The sequence below is a fragment of the Streptomyces sp. NPDC090119 genome, assembly GCF_044747085.1.
Taxonomy (GTDB): Bacteria; Actinomycetota; Actinomycetes; order Streptomycetales; family Streptomycetaceae; genus Streptomyces.
The window spans coordinates 96,307-111,688 of sequence record NZ_JBIVDK010000002.1; the positions used below are offsets into that span (position 1 = coordinate 96,307).

Genomic DNA, 15,382 nt, shown 5'->3' on the forward strand with positions numbered 1-15,382 from the left:
TCAGCGGTATCCGGCGACCAGCGCGTCGATGGCCGGGCCGAGGTAGGCCCGGGTCAGCCGGGCCCTGCGGTCCGGCGACGGCCCCGGGCCCTGTTCCCCGTAGCGCCGCCGGGTGACGTCCTCGACGACCTCACCCGGCGCCCCCAGCGCGGGCAGCTCGGCGAGCGCCTGCCGCTTGGAGATCAGCCGCCCCTCGCGCAGGGTCACGGTGGCGCGGGCGAAGGTCAGCAGGCCGAGGTCGACCCAGACGTCCCGCGTCCACAGGCGCTCCTTGTCCACGGTCGGGCGCCAGAAGTCCCGCTGGTCGGCCGCGACGAAGTCCCGCAGCTCCCGGTCCGGCATCGGTGGCAGATACGCGGCGGGCGGCGCCCCGTGCAGCACCCGGCCGAACGCGTGCAGCTCGCTCCGGGTCACCGGGGTGACCGGGCGCCGTCTGACCCCGTCGTGCGCCCAGGTCGGATGTGACCTCGCCGGATCGGCCGCGGTGCCCGGGGTCAGGTACGAGCAGTGCAGCTTGCCCGCCAGGGGTTCGGTGCGCAGCCTGCGGTGCAGCACGATCAGCCGCACCAGAGCGGCCGGGGTCAGCGGGCCGGGCAGGACCGCGATCAGGTCGAGGTCGCTGCGGCCCTCCTGGTAGTCCCCGCCGCCCAGGGAGCCATGGGCCCAGACGGCGAGCGGACGGAAGGGTGCGAGGTCGTCCAGGAAGCGGGCGAGGAGCGCTTCGGTCGGCATGGAGCGAGTGTGGGGGACCGGCGGCCGTCCGTACAGGGTCAGCGCAGCCCGTACACCCGGTGGGCGTTGTCCGCCGCGAGGAGGTGGGCGACCCGGCGGGCGTCCGTGGCGGACCAGGCGCCCTCGGTGACCCAGGTGCCGAGCACCCGGTTCAGGGCCTCGCGGAAGAGGTGGGCGCCGACGACGTGCAGTTCGGGGAGGGACTGGGCGCCGGTGGAGAAGAGGATCTTGCCGAAGGGGGCGAGTTCCAGGATGTCCGCGAGGACCGTGGCCGCGCGGGCGCCGGTGCGGGCGAGGGCGGCGCCGGAGTCGGCGTAGACATGCGGGTGGGCGGCGGCCAGCCGGGCGGCGTGGCGGTGGTGGAGGTGGCCGGGCAGCAGGACCAGGTCGGTGCCGAGCCCCGCGGTGGCCCGTACGAAGCCGGTGAGCGGGGCGGGGTCGGTGCGTACACCGGGGCCCTCGGGACCGGCGTGCAGCTGGAGCGGGCGGCCGGTGGCGACCGCGGTCCACAGCAGGTGGCCCAGCAGTGCGGGATCGGTGGGCTCCGCCCCTACGCGCCGTCCGGCCAGCCAGCGTGCGGCGGCGGCCCGTACCGCGCCGGGACCGGGTGGTTCGGGGGCGAGGGCCGGACCCCCGTCGGCGAGCGGGGCCGTGGCCGCGAAGGCGACGGCGTGCGTGGCGGCCCCGTGCACCGATTCGGCCAGATTGGCGAGGAACGAGGCGACGGTCCCGGAGGTGTCGGCGACCTGCGCGGCCAGCGGCTCCAGCCGGACCACCTCGCGCGCCTCCGCGTCCCCCGCGGCGGCCATCTCCTCGGGCCCGGTGAGATCGTCGGGCAGCCCGCTGGAGACCAGGTAGGTGGTGATCCCGGACCCGCGCAGCAGCCTGCGTCCCGCCTCCAGCACGCCCAGTTCACGGCGGCGGGCCAGATAGCGGGCGGGCGGGCAGTGCGGCTCCAGACCGAGCAGCGGCGGACACCAGCGCCGCACCGCGAACCCCGTCTGCGTGTCGAAGAGCGTGGTCCCCGGCGCGGCGGGCCCCGCGCCCCGCCCCAGCCGCGCCTCGAACGTGCCGAGCCCCAGTTCGGTCCGGAGCACCCCATGACAGTACTGATCCACGAGCATGGGCGTGTCGATCATCGAGGCTCCCGTGAACGGTGTGCTGCTTGACCGTCCTAACGGGGCGGGAGAGGTTCAGGTGGCGCGGACCGCGGACTCAGAGCTGAATCCCGGCCATCCGCTTCCACTCGTACGCGGAGGTACGGATCTTCGCCGCGAACTCCCCGTCGAAGTCGTCCTGGAGCGCGACCCCGGCCTTCTCCACCGCCCGGCGGCCGATCTCCACGCTGGGGGCGACGAGGTTGCCCCACTCGCCGTCCTCGCCCACGAGGGCGATCCGGGCGCCCCGCTCCCCCATGTACGCCACGTTCCCCTCGGCCCCGCCGTGCGCCTTGGCGAACGTACCGATCTGGTGGGCGAGCCGCTTCACCTGGCGCTCGCTCTTCGCGTCAACCTGCTCCGTGTCAGCCATGACAGGGATGCTACCGACGAGTAAGCCGAAGGGCGACGGGTGGGGTCACGGAGGAACGGGAGGGGTCAGCGGAGGAAGGGGTCCACCGCGACGGCGACGAAGAGGATGGAGACGTAGGTGATCGACCAGTGGAACAGCCGCATCTCCTTGAGCTTGCCCCCCGTCACCTCGGCCTTGGCGCGGTTCTGCAGGCCGTGCGCCTCCCAGAGCCAGAAGCCACCGGCGGCGAGCGCGACCACGGTGTAGAACCAGCCGGTGTAGCCGAGCGGGGTCAGCAGCAGGGAGACGGCGACCATCACCCAGCTGTAGATCACGATCTGCCGGGCGACCACCTTGTTGGAGGCGACGACGGGCAGCATCGGCACGCCCACGCGGGCGTAGTCGTCCTTGACCTTCATGGACAGCGGCCAGTAGTGCGGCGGCGTCCAGAAGAACATCACGAGGAAGAGGATGACCGGGGCCCAGGACATCGAGTTGGTGACCGAGGACCAGCCGATCAGCACCGGCAGACAGCCCGCGATACCGCCCCAGACGATGTTCTGCGAGGTACGCCGCTTGAGGATCATCGTATAGACGACGACATAGAAGAGGAGCGCACCGAGCGACAGCCAGGCGGACAGCCAGTTGACGGTGAGCCCGAACAGCAGCGTCGAGACGACCGCCAGGCTGATGCCGAAGGCCAGGCACTCGCGCGGGCTGATCAGGCCGGTCACCAGCGGCCGCTGTGAGGTGCGGTCCATCAGCGCGTCGATGTCCCGGTCGATGTACATGTTGAGCGCGTTGGCGCCGCCCGCGGAGAGATAGCCGCCGACACAGGTCAGCAGCACCAGACCGAGGTCGGGCACCCCCTGCTGGGCCAGGAACATCACCGGGACCGTGGTGATGAGCAGCAGCTCGATGATCCGCGGCTTGGTCAGCGCCACGAAGCCCTTGACACGGGCTCCGAACGACCGGTTGACCGGGCTCCGGCTCGTATCGGGACCGGCCTCCCCCAGAGCCTCAAGGGCCTGGGAAGTGCCCACAGGACGGGATTCGACGGCCGTCACGCACACCCCTGACAGAGACATCAAGCGAGCGTTCCCGTGTGAAAGCGGGGTAAAGGCTCGCGCGTACCACGCCACTTTAGACGTTGCCCATATCCGGTTTTTCGCCGGGGTCGGCTCGTGTTGGCGCCCCCGGCGACACACCGCCCGTCCGAGGTCTTCCCGGGCTCGGTTGAGCACTCGGACGAGCGGCTCCGTATTCATGTGCCAAGCGGCTTCCGGGCCGGTCGGGAGGCGGATCGGGATGAGTCCCGGCAGTCTGGAATGACTCGAAAAAACGCACGTCCCCTCGGGGGTAGGCTCGACAACGGCCGGTGGACACCAGTGCACCGGCGGCCGGCGGGCGCCACGCGCCGCGAACCGGCGAACCACATGTGGAGAGGAGCCCTGAGCCAGGGTGAGCACCAAGCCGACCACCACAGACCTTGAGTGGACCGAGCTGGACCAGCGGGCCGTGGACACCGCCCGGGTCCTGGCCGCCGACGCCGTACAGAAGGTCGGCAACGGCCATCCCGGCACGGCGATGAGCCTGGCCCCGGCCGCCTACACCCTCTTCCAGAAGGTGATGCGGCACGACCCGGCCGACCCGCAGTGGGTGGGCCGCGACCGCTTCGTGCTGTCCGCCGGTCACTCGTCCCTGACCCTCTACACGCAGCTCTACCTGGCCGGCTTCGGCCTGGAGCTGGACGACCTGAAGTCCTTCCGCACCTGGGGCTCGAAGACCCCCGGTCACCCGGAGTACGGGCACACCAAGGGCGTCGAGACCACCACCGGCCCGCTGGGCCAGGGTGTGGCCAACGCGGTGGGCATGGCGATGTCGTCCCGCTTCGAGCGGGGCCTGTTCGACCCCGACGCGCCCGAGGGCACGTCCCCGTTCGACCACTACGTCTACTGCATCGCCGGTGACGGCTGCCTGCAGGAGGGCATCTCCTCCGAGGCGTCCTCGCTCGCGGGCCACCAGCAGCTCGGCAACCTGATCCTGCTGTGGGACGACAACCACATCTCGATCGAGGGCGACACCGAGACCGCCGTGTCCGAGGACACGATGAAGCGGTACGAGGCGTACGGCTGGCACGTCCAGCGCGTCGAGCCCAAGGCCGACGGCGACCTCGACCCGGCGGCGATCTACGCGGCGATCGAGAAGGCCAAGGCGGTCACCGACCGGCCGTCCTTCATCGCCATGCGCTCGATCATCGCCTGGCCCGCCCCGAACGCCCAAGACACCGAGGCCGCGCACGGCTCGGCGCTCGGCGACGACGAGGTGGCGGCCACCAAGCGCGTCCTCGGCTTCGACGAGGCGCAGAGCTTCGCCGTCGCCGACGAGGTCCTCGACCACACCCGCGGCGCCCTGGAGCGCGGCCGCCAGGCCAAGGCGGAGTGGGAGAAGGGCTTCCAGGTCTGGCGCGAGAACAACGCGGACCGCGCGGCCGAGTTCGACCGCATCAGCGAGGGCGCCCTGCCCACCGGCTGGGAGCTGAAGATCCCGGTCTTCGAGACCGGCAAGAGCGTGGCCACCCGTGCCGCCTCCGGCAAGGTCCTCCAGGCGCTGGGCCCGGTCATCCCCGAGCTATGGGGCGGCTCCGCCGACCTCGCCGGGTCGAACAACACGACCATCGACAAGGACAGCTCCTTCCTCCCGGCGGGCAACCCGCTGCCGGAGGCGAACCCGTACGGCCGCACGATCCACTTCGGCATCCGTGAGTTCGCCATGGCCGCCGAGATGAACGGCATCACCCTGGCCGGGAACACCAAGGTCTACGGCGGTACGTTCCTCGTCTTCTCCGACTACATGCGCAACGCCGTCCGGCTGTCGGCGCTGATGCACCTGCCGGTGACGTACGTGTGGACGCACGACTCGATCGGTCTCGGCGAGGACGGCCCGACCCACCAGCCGGTGGAGCACCTGGCCGCGCTGCGCGCCATCCCCGGTCTGAACGTGGTCCGTCCGGCGGACGCCAACGAGACCGCCATCGCCTGGCGCGAGGTGCTCAAGCGCTGGACCAAGGAGTTCGGCAAGGGCGCCCCGACCGGCCTGGTGCTGAGCCGCCAGGGCCTGCCGACGTACGACCCGAACGAGGACGCCGCGCGTGGCGGCTACGTCCTGTTCGAGGCCGAGGGTGGCGAGCCCGAGGTGATCCTGATCGCCACCGGTTCCGAGGTGCACGTCGCCGTGGAGGCGCGCGAGCAGCTGCAGGCCGGGGGCGTGCCCACCCGCGTGGTCTCGATGCCGTCGGTCGAGTGGTTCGAGGAGCAGGACCAGGGGTACCGGGATTCCGTGCTGCCGCCGTCGGTCAAGGCCCGCGTCGCCGTCGAGGCGGGCATCGGTCTGACCTGGCACAAGTACGTGGGTGACGCCGGCCGCATCGTTTCGCTGGAGCACTTCGGCGCGTCCGCGGACGGCAAGGTCCTGTTCCGCGAGTACGGCTTCACTCCGGAGAACGTGGCGGACAAGGCGCGGGAATCCCTCGCCGCCACACAGCGCTGACGCCCGTAAACGACACGTAGGAGATGCAATTTCCATGACAGACGCACTGAAGCGCCTCTCCGAGGAAGGCGTGGCGATCTGGCTGGACGACCTGTCGCGCAAGCGGATCACGTCCGGCAACCTCGCCGAGCTGATCGACCAGCAGCACGTCGTGGGCGTCACCACCAACCCCACGATCTTCCAGAAGGCGATCTCGCAGGGCGACGGCTACGACCAGCAACTGACCGACCTCGCCGCGCGTGAGGTCACGGTCGAAGAGGCCATCCGGATGATCACCACGGCGGACGTCCGTGACGCCGCCGACATCCTGCGCCCGGTCTTCGACGCGACCGGCGGCAAGGACGGCCGGGTCTCCATCGAGGTCGACCCGCGGCTCGCGCACAATACGCGTGCCACGGTCGCCGAGGCCCGTCAGCTGGCGTGGCTGGTGGACCGCCCGAACACCCTGATCAAGATCCCGGCGACGAAGGCGGGCCTGCCCGCCATCGCGGAGACGATCGGCAACGGCATCAGCGTCAACGTCACGCTGATCTTCTCCCTCGACCGGTACCGCAAGGTCATGGACGCGTACCTGACCGGCCTGGAGAAGGCCAAGGAGCGCGGCCTGGACCTGTCCAAGATCCACTCGGTGGCGTCCTTCTTCGTGTCCCGCGTGGACTCCGAGATCGACAAGCGGCTGAAGGCCGTGGGCACCGACGAGGCGAAGGCGCTGCTCGGCAAGGCCGCGATCGCCAACGCCCGCCTCGCCTACCAGGCGTACGAGGAGGTCTTCTCCTCCGACCGCTGGAAGGCGCTGGAGAAGGCGGGCGCGAACAAGCAGCGTCCGCTGTGGGCGTCGACCGGTGTGAAGGACCCGGCGTACTCGGACACGATGTACGTCACCGACCTGGTCGCGCCGAACACGGTCAACACCATGCCGGAGGCCACCCTGGAGGCCACCGAGGACCACGGTGAGATCACCGGCGACACGGTGTCCGGCACCTACGAGCAGGCCCGCGCCGACCTCGACGCGATCGAGGCCCTCGGCATCTCCTACGACGACGTCGTCCAGGTGCTGGAGGACGAGGGCGTGGACAAGTTCGAGGGGTCCTGGAACGACCTGCTCAAGTCGACCGAGGCGGAGCTGAAGCGCCTCGCCCCCTCGGAGGGCTGATTTGTCACCCCTCAACGGTTCCGGAGCGAACCCGCTTCGTGATCCCGCGGACCGACGGCTCCCGCGCATCGCGGGGCCGTCGGGCCTGGTGATCTTCGGCGTCACCGGCGACCTGTCGCGCAAGAAGCTGATGCCGGCCGTCTACGACCTGGCCAACCGCGGTCTGCTGCCGCCGGGCTTCTCCCTGATCGGCTTCGCCCGCCGCGACTGGGAGGACGAGGACTTCGCCCAGGTCGTGCACGACGCCGTCAAGGAGCACGCGCGTACGCCGTTCCGCGAGGAGGTCTGGCAGCAGCTCATCCAGGGGATGCGCTTCGTCCAGGGCACCTTCGACGACGACGAGGCGTTCGAGCGGCTGCGCTCGACCATCGACGAGCTGGACAAACAGCAGGGCACGGGCGGCAACTTCGCCTTCTACCTGTCGGTGCCGCCGGGTGCCTTCCCGGTCGTCATCCAGCAGCTCAAGAAGAGCGGGCTGGCCGACCAGTCCACGGGCTCCTGGCGGCGCGCGGTCATCGAGAAGCCGTTCGGCCACGACCTGGAGTCGGCCGAGGACCTGAACAAGGTCGTGCACGAGGTGTTCGAGCCGGACCAGGTGTTCCGGATCGACCACTACCTGGGCAAGGAGACCGTCCAGAACATCCTGGCACTGCGCTTCGCCAACACCATGTTCGAGCCGATCTGGAACCGGTCCTATGTCGACCACGTCCAGATCACCATGGCCGAGGACATCGGCATCGGCGGCCGCGCCGGGTACTACGACGGCATCGGCGCCGCCCGTGACGTGATCCAGAACCATCTGCTCCAGCTGCTCGCGCTGACCGCCATGGAGGAGCCGTCCTCCTTCGGCGCGGACGCGCTGGCCCGGGAGAAGACCAAGGTGCTCGGTGCCGTACGGCTGCCGAAGGACCTGGGCGAGCACACCGTGCGCGGCCAGTACGCCTCCGGCTGGCAGGGCGGCGAGAAGGTCATCGGCTACCTCGAAGAGGACGGCATCGACCCCAAGTCGAAGACCGACACCTACGCGGCGCTGAAGCTGGAGATCGACAACCGCCGCTGGGCGGGTGTCCCCTTCTATCTGCGCACCGGCAAGCGGCTGGGCCGCCGGGTCACCGAGATCGCGGTGGTCTTCCAGCGGGCGCCGCACTCCCCGTTCGACCACACGGCGACCGAGGAGCTGGGCCAGAACGCGATCGTCATCCGCGTCCAGCCGGACGAGGGCATCACGGTCCGCTTCGGCTCCAAGGTGCCCGGCACCTCGATGGAGATCCGGGACGTGTCGATGGACTTCGCGTACGGCGAGTCCTTCACCGAGTCCAGCCCCGAGGCGTACGAGCGGCTGATCCTGGACGTGCTGCTGGGCGACGCCAACCTCTTCCCGCGCACGGAGGAGGTCGAGCTGTCCTGGAAGATCCTCGACCCGGTCGAGGAGTACTGGGACGAGCACGGGCGGCCCGCGCAGTACAAGTCGGGGACCTGGGGTCCGGCCGAGGCCGACGAGATGCTCGCACGAGACGGACGGAGCTGGCGCCGGCCATGAAGATAGACCTGACCGACACCACCGCCGGTGAGATCAACAAGGCCCTGATCGAGGGCCGCCGCGCCATCGGCACGCCCGCCGTGGGCATGGTGCTGACCCTCGTCATCGTCACCGACGAGGAGAACGCCTACGACGCGCTGCGGGCGGCGAGCGACGCCTCGCGGGAACACCCCTCGCGCACGCTGGTCGTCATCCGGCGTGTCTCGCGCACCCCGCGCGACCGCACCGGCTCCCGGCTGGACGCCGAGGTCCGGGTGGGCGCGGAGGCGGGCACCGGCGAGACGGCCGTGCTGCGGCTGTACGGCGAGGTGTCCGACCACGCCGACTCGGTGGTGCTGCCGCTGCTGCTCCCGGACGCCCCGGTGGTGGTCTGGTGGCCGGTGACGGCTCCGCTGAACCCCGCCGAAGACCCGCTGGGCGCGCTGGCGCAGCGCCGGGTCACCGACACCTACGCTTCCGAGCAGCCGGTGCGTGAGCTGGCGGCGCGTGCGGAGACGTACACGCCGGGCGACACCGACCTGGCGTGGACGCGGATCACGCCGTGGCGTTCGATGCTGGCGGCGGCCCTGGACCAGGTGGACTGCGAGGTGCGGTCCGTCGAGGTCGAGGGCGAGGAGTTCAACCCGAGCTGTGAGCTGCTGGCGATGTGGCTGGCGGACCGGCTGGGCGTGCCGGTGCGGCGTTCACTGTCCGCGGGGCCGGGTCTGACGGCGGTCCGCATGGAGACGACGTGCGGGCCGGTCGTGCTGGACCGGGCGGACGGTTCGCTGGCGAACCTGTCCATCAAGGGCCAGCCGGGCCGCGCGGTGGCGCTCCAGCGCCGGGACACCGCCGAGCTGATCGCGGAGGAACTGCGCAGGCTCGACCCGGACGACACCTATGCGGCGGCCCTGCGCTACGGCGTGGAGCGGCTGGCGATGGGCGCGGACGCGGTGGCGGCGCTGGGCGGCGCTCCGGCGGCGTCCACGGAGAAGGGTGCGGAGACCTCGGAGGACGAGGCGGTCACCGTGGTGGCCGTGGCCGAGTCCGAGGCGGGTACCGAGGAGGGCGAGGCCGAGCGGCCGACCCCGAACTCCCTCGCGAGGAAGGCGGCGTCGAAGTGAGCACTCCGCAACTGGTCGTGCACCGCGACAAGGAACTGATGGCCGAGGCCGCCGCCGCGCGGCTGATCACCAAGATCGTGGACGCGCAGGCGTCGCGCGGTCATGCCTCGGTGGTCCTCACCGGTGGCCGCAACGGCAACGGTCTGCTGGCCGCGCTGGCGAAGGCACCGGCGCGGGACGCGATCGACTGGGGCCGTCTCGACCTGTGGTGGGGCGACGAGCGTTACCTCCCCGAGGGCGACCCGGACCGCAACTACACGCAGGCCCGCGAGGCCCTGCTGGACTCCGTACCGCTGGACCCGGCGCGGGTGCACCCGATGCCCGCCTCCGACGGGCCCTACGGTGCGGATGTGGACGCGGCGGCCGGGGCGTACGCGGCGGAGCTGGCCAAGGCGGCCGGTCCCGAGGACCACGCCGAGGTGCCGGAGTTCGACGTGCTGCTGCTGGGCGTCGGCCCGGACACGCATGTGGCGTCGCTCTTCCCGGAGCTGCCCGCGGTGCGGGAGACCGAGCGCACGGTGGTGGGTGTGCACGGCGCGCCCAAGCCGCCGCCGACCCGGACCTCCCTGACGTTGCCCGCGATCCGCGCGGCGCGTGAGGTGTGGCTGCTGGCGGCGGGCGAGGACAAGGCCGAGGCGGTGGCGATCGCGCTGTCCGGCGCGGGCGAGGTGCAGGCCCCGGCGGCCGGTGCCCAGGGCCGGGCGCGCACGCTGTGGCTGCTGGACTCGGCCGCGGCGTCGGACCTGCCGCGTTCGATGTATCCGCCTGCTTCACCGTGAGCTGAGCGCGGGAGAGGGGCGGCGGGGTTTCCCCGTCGCCCCTTTCGTGTGTCGGCGGACGGCGGGTCAGCGTACGGCGCTCACCTGGTCCGGGCCGCCCTGGAGCCGTCCCGCGCGGCGGAGTTCCGCGATGTCGGCGGCGAGCCGGTCGCGAATGTCCTTGCCGGTGCGCCGCCAGCCGAAGAACTCGCAGGTCTGCTTGATGAGTTCGTCCTCGGTCATGCCGGGGCACTCGGCGGCCAGTTCGCGCAGGGCCACATGGCGTTCGCCGGGCGCGATGTGCACGACCTTGCGCGGGGTGTCGCCCTCGCGGGGGTGACGGGCCTTCAGCGGGCCTGGGTCCGCGAGCGCGTAGAAGCCGTCGTCCGAGGCGATCCTCCGGGAGCGCACCAGGGCGTCGGCGACGGCGCGGACGTTGTCCCGGATGCGGCTGCCCGCCCGGCCGACGCCCCAGGCTTCCCGCGCCCGCTGCACCAACAGGTCCTCGTGCACGGGCCCTTCGGCCTCGACGATCCGGGCCAGCAGCTCGCGCAGCGCGGGCCGGGCCTCGGCAGTGTGCAGTTCGTGGCGCGGGGCGACGGTGACGATGCCCGCGGTGTACGGCGCGCTCCACTCGCGCCCGGTGCCGAGGTCGACGGGGACGCGCTCCGGCGGGGTCTGGACGGGCTCGGTCCGCTGCTCGGGCACCGTGGCGACGGGCGCCGGGCCGGTCGGCGTGACCAACGGGCCGTCGGCGACGGCCTGTTCGACGGCCTCGCGCAGCCGGAGCTCCGCAGCCGCGCGGCCCCGGTACCAGTCGGTGCCCCAGATGCGGTGCAGCCGCCAGCCGAGTCCGTTCAGCACCTGTTCGCGCAGCCGGTCCCGGTCGCGCGCGGCCTTGGAGGAGTGGTACATCGCGCCGTCGCACTCGATGCCGAGGGCGTAGGCGCCGGGCCGCTCCGGGTGGTGTACGCCCAGGTCGATGCGGTACCCGGCGACGCCGACCTGCGGCTGGACCCGGTAGCCCCAGTCGCGCAGCACGGCGAGGACGGACTCCTCGAAGGGGCTGTCGGGTTCGGCGTCGGACTGGACCACGTCACGGGCGAGGACGGCGGGCCCGTTCTCGGCGTACTCCAGGTAGCGCTTGAGGTACTGCACGCTTTCGTTGGTGCTGTCGGCCAGGCTGGTGCCCCGGAAGGAGGAGACGACCTCCATGCGGAAGCGGGCGCGGGTGACCGCCACGTTGAGGCGTCGCCAGCCGCCGTTCTTGTTGATCGGGCCGAAGTTGAGGCCGAGGCGGCCGTGTTCGTCGGGGCCGTAGCCGATCGACATGATCATCACATCGCGCTCGTCGCCCTGCACCGACTCCAGGTTCTTCACGAAGAACCCGTCGAGCCGGTCCTCGGTGAAGCAGTGGTCGAGGTCGGGCCGGGCGAGCCGGGCCTGCTGCACGGCCAGGTCGATCGCGGACGCCTGCGCCTGGGAGAGGGCGACGACGCCGAGGGTCTTGCCGGGCCGGGTGTCGAAGTGGTGCAGCACCCGCCGGGCCACGAACTCGGCCTCGGCCTGGTTGTCCCGGCGCCCGCCCCGGTCGTAGACACCGTCGGCGGCCAGGAAGGCCACGCCCACGTCCTCGCCCTCGGCCACCGCGCCGGGGAAGGTGATCATCGAGTTGGCGTAGAACTCGCGGTTGCTGAAGGTGATCAGGTTCTCGTGGCGGCTGCGGTAGTGCCAGCGCAGGGGGAGTTCGCGCATCGCGCCCGCCTTGCAGGCGTGCAGCAGGGACTCGAAGGAGTCGGGCAGGTCCTCGGCGTACTCGTCGGAGTCGTCGTCGACGGAGGAGTCGAAGAACGAGGTCGGCGGGAGCTGCTTGTCGTCACCGGCGACGATCAGGGTACGGCCCCGGTAGATGCAGTTCACCGCGTCGCTGGGCCGCACCTGGGACGCCTCGTCGAACACCACCACGTCGAAGTGGAAGTCCGAGGGCAGGAACTGGCTGACGGTCAGCGGGCTCATCATGAAGCAGGGCTTGACCGCCTGGACGACCTCGCGGGTGCGGCCGAGGAGTTCACGCACCGGCATGTGCCGGGTCTTCTTCTCCGCCTCGCGGACGATGACGGCGCCGCCGCCACTCGCGAAGTTGCGCGGGCGCCGCTTGTTGCACGCCTCCGTCACCGCCCCGCCCGCCGCGGCGACCAGGCGCAGGTCGGCGGCGCGGAAGTCGGCCACGCGGGTGTCCAGGTCCTCGGAGCGGGTGCTGCGCAGCCGGGGGTCGGTGGCGAGCAGGTCGTCGGCCCAGGCGCGCAACACCGCCTGTTCGGCGACCTCGGGCAGCCGCTCCGGGTCGAGTCCGCGCTCAGCGGCACTGGCCACCAGGGCGTCGGCGCCGTGCCGGGCGAGTACGGCGACGCCGCCGAGGTGGGTGTGCCAGACCTCGGGGCCCTGCGGGTCGTTCAGCAGGGCGTCGATCGCCTGTCCTGCCTGGTCGAGGGGGCCGAGCAGGGCGGGTGAGAGCTGGGTGCGGCGGGCCGGGCCGAACTGGTCGAGCAGCTCGGTGACGGCTGCGTTCCAGCGTTCGGCGCGGGCGGTGGCGGCGGCGCACCAGGCGGCAAGCGCGCTCCGGATCTGGTCGGCGAGCAGCGCGGGCAGCGGATCGGGGTCGGCGTCGGCGGCGAGGCGGTCCCCGAGCAGGGCGGACCGCTCGGCCGGGGCGCCGAGCACGGCAATGCGGTCGGCGGTGGCCAGGGCGCGATCCGTGTCGGCGCAGGCCGGGAGGGTGTGCGGGGTGTACGGGCCGAGGAGGTCCCGGTGGGCCTGGGTGAGCCGGGCGACCTCGGCGGCCGCTTGATGCCAGGCGAGGGCGTCGTCCAGCCTGCCGAGGAGGGTCTTGTCCCAGGTGCCGGTGCGGGTGAGTCCGGTGAGGTGCTCGCGGTCGGCCTTGTACCGCGCGGAGAAGCGTGCCATCAGCCCCTTGTGCTCTTCACCGAACCGGGCGACCAGCGCGGGGAATCCGGGCTCCGCGAGCAGCTGCTCGCCGAACACGTCGGCGGCGGCCGCACGGGCCCGCTCCTCGGTGTCGAGGGCGGCGCGCAGTTCACCGGCGGCGGTGTGGGCGCGGCGCAGCGTCCCGGCGTCGAACCAGTCGCGCGGCGGGCGGTGTCCGGCGGTGGTGAGCGCGGCCAGCTCGCACAGGGCGAACGCGGCGTCGGGCCGGTCCGGCTTGGGCATGCCGAAGAGGTCCGCGAGCTGGGCGGTCTGCGCGGTGATGTCGTCGGGCAGCGCGCCGTCGGCCGACGCGGTGACGCCCAGTCCCGCGCTCACGGTACGGACGAGCTGCTGGAGTTCGCGGACCGTGCGGGGTTCGTCCACGGTGACGGCGAAGGGACGGCGTCCGGCGGCGGTGACCAGGGCGCCCAGGGCGTCAGCGGCCTCGGAGACGGCCTGGTGCGGGGCGGTGCCGGTCAGACCGCGCCAGGCGAAGGTGTCGCCCTCGGCGGCGGGCCGCCAGGCGCGGGCGACGGTACCGGCGGCGGCCAGGAGTTCCTGGAACGCGGCGGCGCTCAGGCCGCGAGCGGCCTTGGCGTTGCGGGCGCCGAGCGGGAGCTGCGGGGTCCCGGCCTGCTCCAGCAGGACCAGTCGGCCGAGTACATCGTGCAGGGTGCGGCCGAGGGGGTCACGGGTCTCGTTCATGGCGGCGGCGTAGGCGGAGAGCTCCTCGCGCAGGGTGCGGGCCCGCTCCAGTTCGTGGGCGGCGGCGCCGGTGACGCGGGCCTCGGTGGTGAGCACCCGCGCGAGCTCGGTGGCCACCGCCTTCTTGCTGGTGTCCCCGCTGTGCAACGCCATGACGAAGTCACCGAGGCCGACCGCGCCCAGCCGGTTGCGTACGACGTCCAGCGCGGCGGCCTTCTCACTGACGAACAGCACGCTGCGGCCCGCGTGCATCAGCGCGGCGATCAGGTTGGTGATGGTCTGGCTCTTGCCGGTGCCGGGCGGCCCGCTCATCACGAAGGACCGCCCGTCCAGCGCCGCGGCGACGCACTGCCGCTGGGAGGCGTCGGCGTCGAGCACCAGCGGGGTCCGCTCGGGCAGCTGGACCTCGTCGATACGGTCGAGGCCGGGCGGCTCGAAATCGACCAGGTCGGCGGGGAGCCCGGCGTCGGGGCCGAGCGCGACGGCGCGGACCAGCGGATGGGCGAGGATCTGCTCCTCGTTCTGCTGGAGGTCCTGGTACATCGCCTCGCGGTGGGAGGCGAACAGACCGAGCACCGCCCGCTCCTGGACCGCCCAGCCCTCCTGCCGGGCGGTGGCCTTCCGGGCGGCGGCGAGGACGGCGGGCAGGTCGGCGGCGTCGGTGCCGGTGACGGGCGACCAGTCGACGCCGAGCCGGTCCGCCTTCACGGCGAGCGCCGGGTTGTGGATGCGCTCCTGCCCGTCGGCCGGGTGCAGGCGGTACCGACGGTCGCCGTCCCGGCGCAGCTCCACGGGGACGAGGAGCAGCGGGGCGGCGCTACTCTCGTGCGCACCCTCCTCGCGCCAGTCGAGCATGCCGATGCCGAGCCAGAGCACCCAGAGGCCGTAGTCGTTGAACATCTGGCCGGACTTCTGGCGGAGTTGGTACAGCGAACTGTCCAGGGTGGCCTGGGTGGTCTTCTGGGTGACCAGTCCGGGCCGGGAACGCCGGGCGGTGTTCCCGTCGCCCGCCTTGGCCAGTTGGACCCCGGGCTCCCGCTCGGTGACGGGGGCGAAGTCCCAACCCTTGGCCAGCTCCGCGAGGAGGGCGGCCGGGTCCGGTGCGGTGATCTCCAGGGTGGCGGTCCTGGTGTGCCGGAAGTTCAGCAGCCGGTTGCGGCCGCCCATGTCCAGCAGCGAGTTCCGCCATCCGTCGAGCACGGCCTTCAACAGGGTGTGCGGCTGATGGGCCATGTGGTGGGTACCTCCCGGAGCTGCGCAGGGGTGACCACCCTCTCCGGCCCCCCTGGAGGTATCTCCCTATCAGGTGTTTTCCGTCGCCACACCGAAGATCGACAACTCGATATGG

10 protein-coding genes are annotated in these 15,382 nt (G+C 72.0%); 5 read left to right on the forward strand and 5 right to left on the reverse strand.

What is annotated here, in order from left to right:
* From ACIPPM_RS07830 to ACIPPM_RS07845, 4 genes are all read right to left on the reverse strand, one after another.
* Positions 1-732, reverse strand: coding sequence for a nucleotidyltransferase (locus ACIPPM_RS07830; RefSeq protein WP_401444434.1), 732 nt, complete (start codon positions 730-732; stop codon positions 1-3).
* 38 nt (positions 733-770) lie between these two features.
* Positions 771-1,871, reverse strand: a complete 1,101-nt coding sequence (locus tag ACIPPM_RS07835) for an amidohydrolase (protein WP_401444435.1) — start codon at positions 1,869-1,871, stop codon at positions 771-773.
* A gap of 76 nt (positions 1,872-1,947) precedes the next feature.
* Positions 1,948-2,262, reverse strand: coding sequence for a hypothetical protein (locus tag ACIPPM_RS07840; protein WP_393603651.1), 315 nt, complete (start codon positions 2,260-2,262; stop codon positions 1,948-1,950).
* 65 nt (positions 2,263-2,327) lie between these two features.
* Complete coding sequence (locus ACIPPM_RS07845; protein WP_393597424.1) at positions 2,328-3,314, reverse strand: heme o synthase; 987 nt, start codon at positions 3,312-3,314, stop codon at positions 2,328-2,330.
* Between the two features lie 388 nt (positions 3,315-3,702).
* On the opposite strand from ACIPPM_RS07845, the gene tkt reads away from it, so the two are divergent.
* From tkt to pgl, 5 genes are read left to right on the forward strand one after another with little or no spacing between them, the layout of a single operon-like run.
* Positions 3,703-5,790 (forward strand): transketolase, encoded by a 2,088-nt coding sequence (gene tkt, locus ACIPPM_RS07850; RefSeq protein ID WP_401444436.1) that lies wholly within the window; start codon positions 3,703-3,705, stop codon positions 5,788-5,790.
* Positions 5,791-5,824: 34 nt separating this feature from the next.
* Positions 5,825-6,943, forward strand: coding sequence for a transaldolase (gene tal, locus ACIPPM_RS07855; protein ID WP_401444437.1), 1,119 nt, complete (start codon positions 5,825-5,827; stop codon positions 6,941-6,943).
* A 1-nt stretch (position 6,944) separates the two neighbouring features.
* Entirely contained in the window at positions 6,945-8,483 is a 1,539-nt protein-coding gene (gene zwf, locus ACIPPM_RS07860) for a glucose-6-phosphate dehydrogenase (RefSeq protein WP_401444439.1), read from the forward strand.
* On the forward strand, positions 8,480-9,586 hold the full coding sequence (opcA, locus tag ACIPPM_RS07865) for a glucose-6-phosphate dehydrogenase assembly protein OpcA (RefSeq protein WP_401444442.1): 1,107 nt from the start codon (positions 8,480-8,482) through the stop codon (positions 9,584-9,586). The genes zwf and opcA overlap by 4 nt, the downstream gene beginning before the upstream one ends.
* Positions 9,583-10,365 carry a 6-phosphogluconolactonase gene (gene pgl / locus ACIPPM_RS07870; RefSeq protein WP_393597376.1) on the forward strand — a complete coding sequence of 261 codons (783 nt, stop codon included), beginning with the start codon at positions 9,583-9,585 and terminating at the stop codon, positions 10,363-10,365. Before opcA ends, pgl begins: the two co-directional genes overlap by 4 nt.
* A gap of 66 nt (positions 10,366-10,431) precedes the next feature.
* Here pgl and ACIPPM_RS07875 read toward each other — a convergent pair whose 3' ends face one another.
* Positions 10,432-15,267, reverse strand: a complete 4,836-nt coding sequence (locus tag ACIPPM_RS07875) for a DUF3320 domain-containing protein (RefSeq protein WP_401444445.1) — start codon at positions 15,265-15,267, stop codon at positions 10,432-10,434.
* Positions 15,268-15,382: the final 115 nt, after the last annotated feature.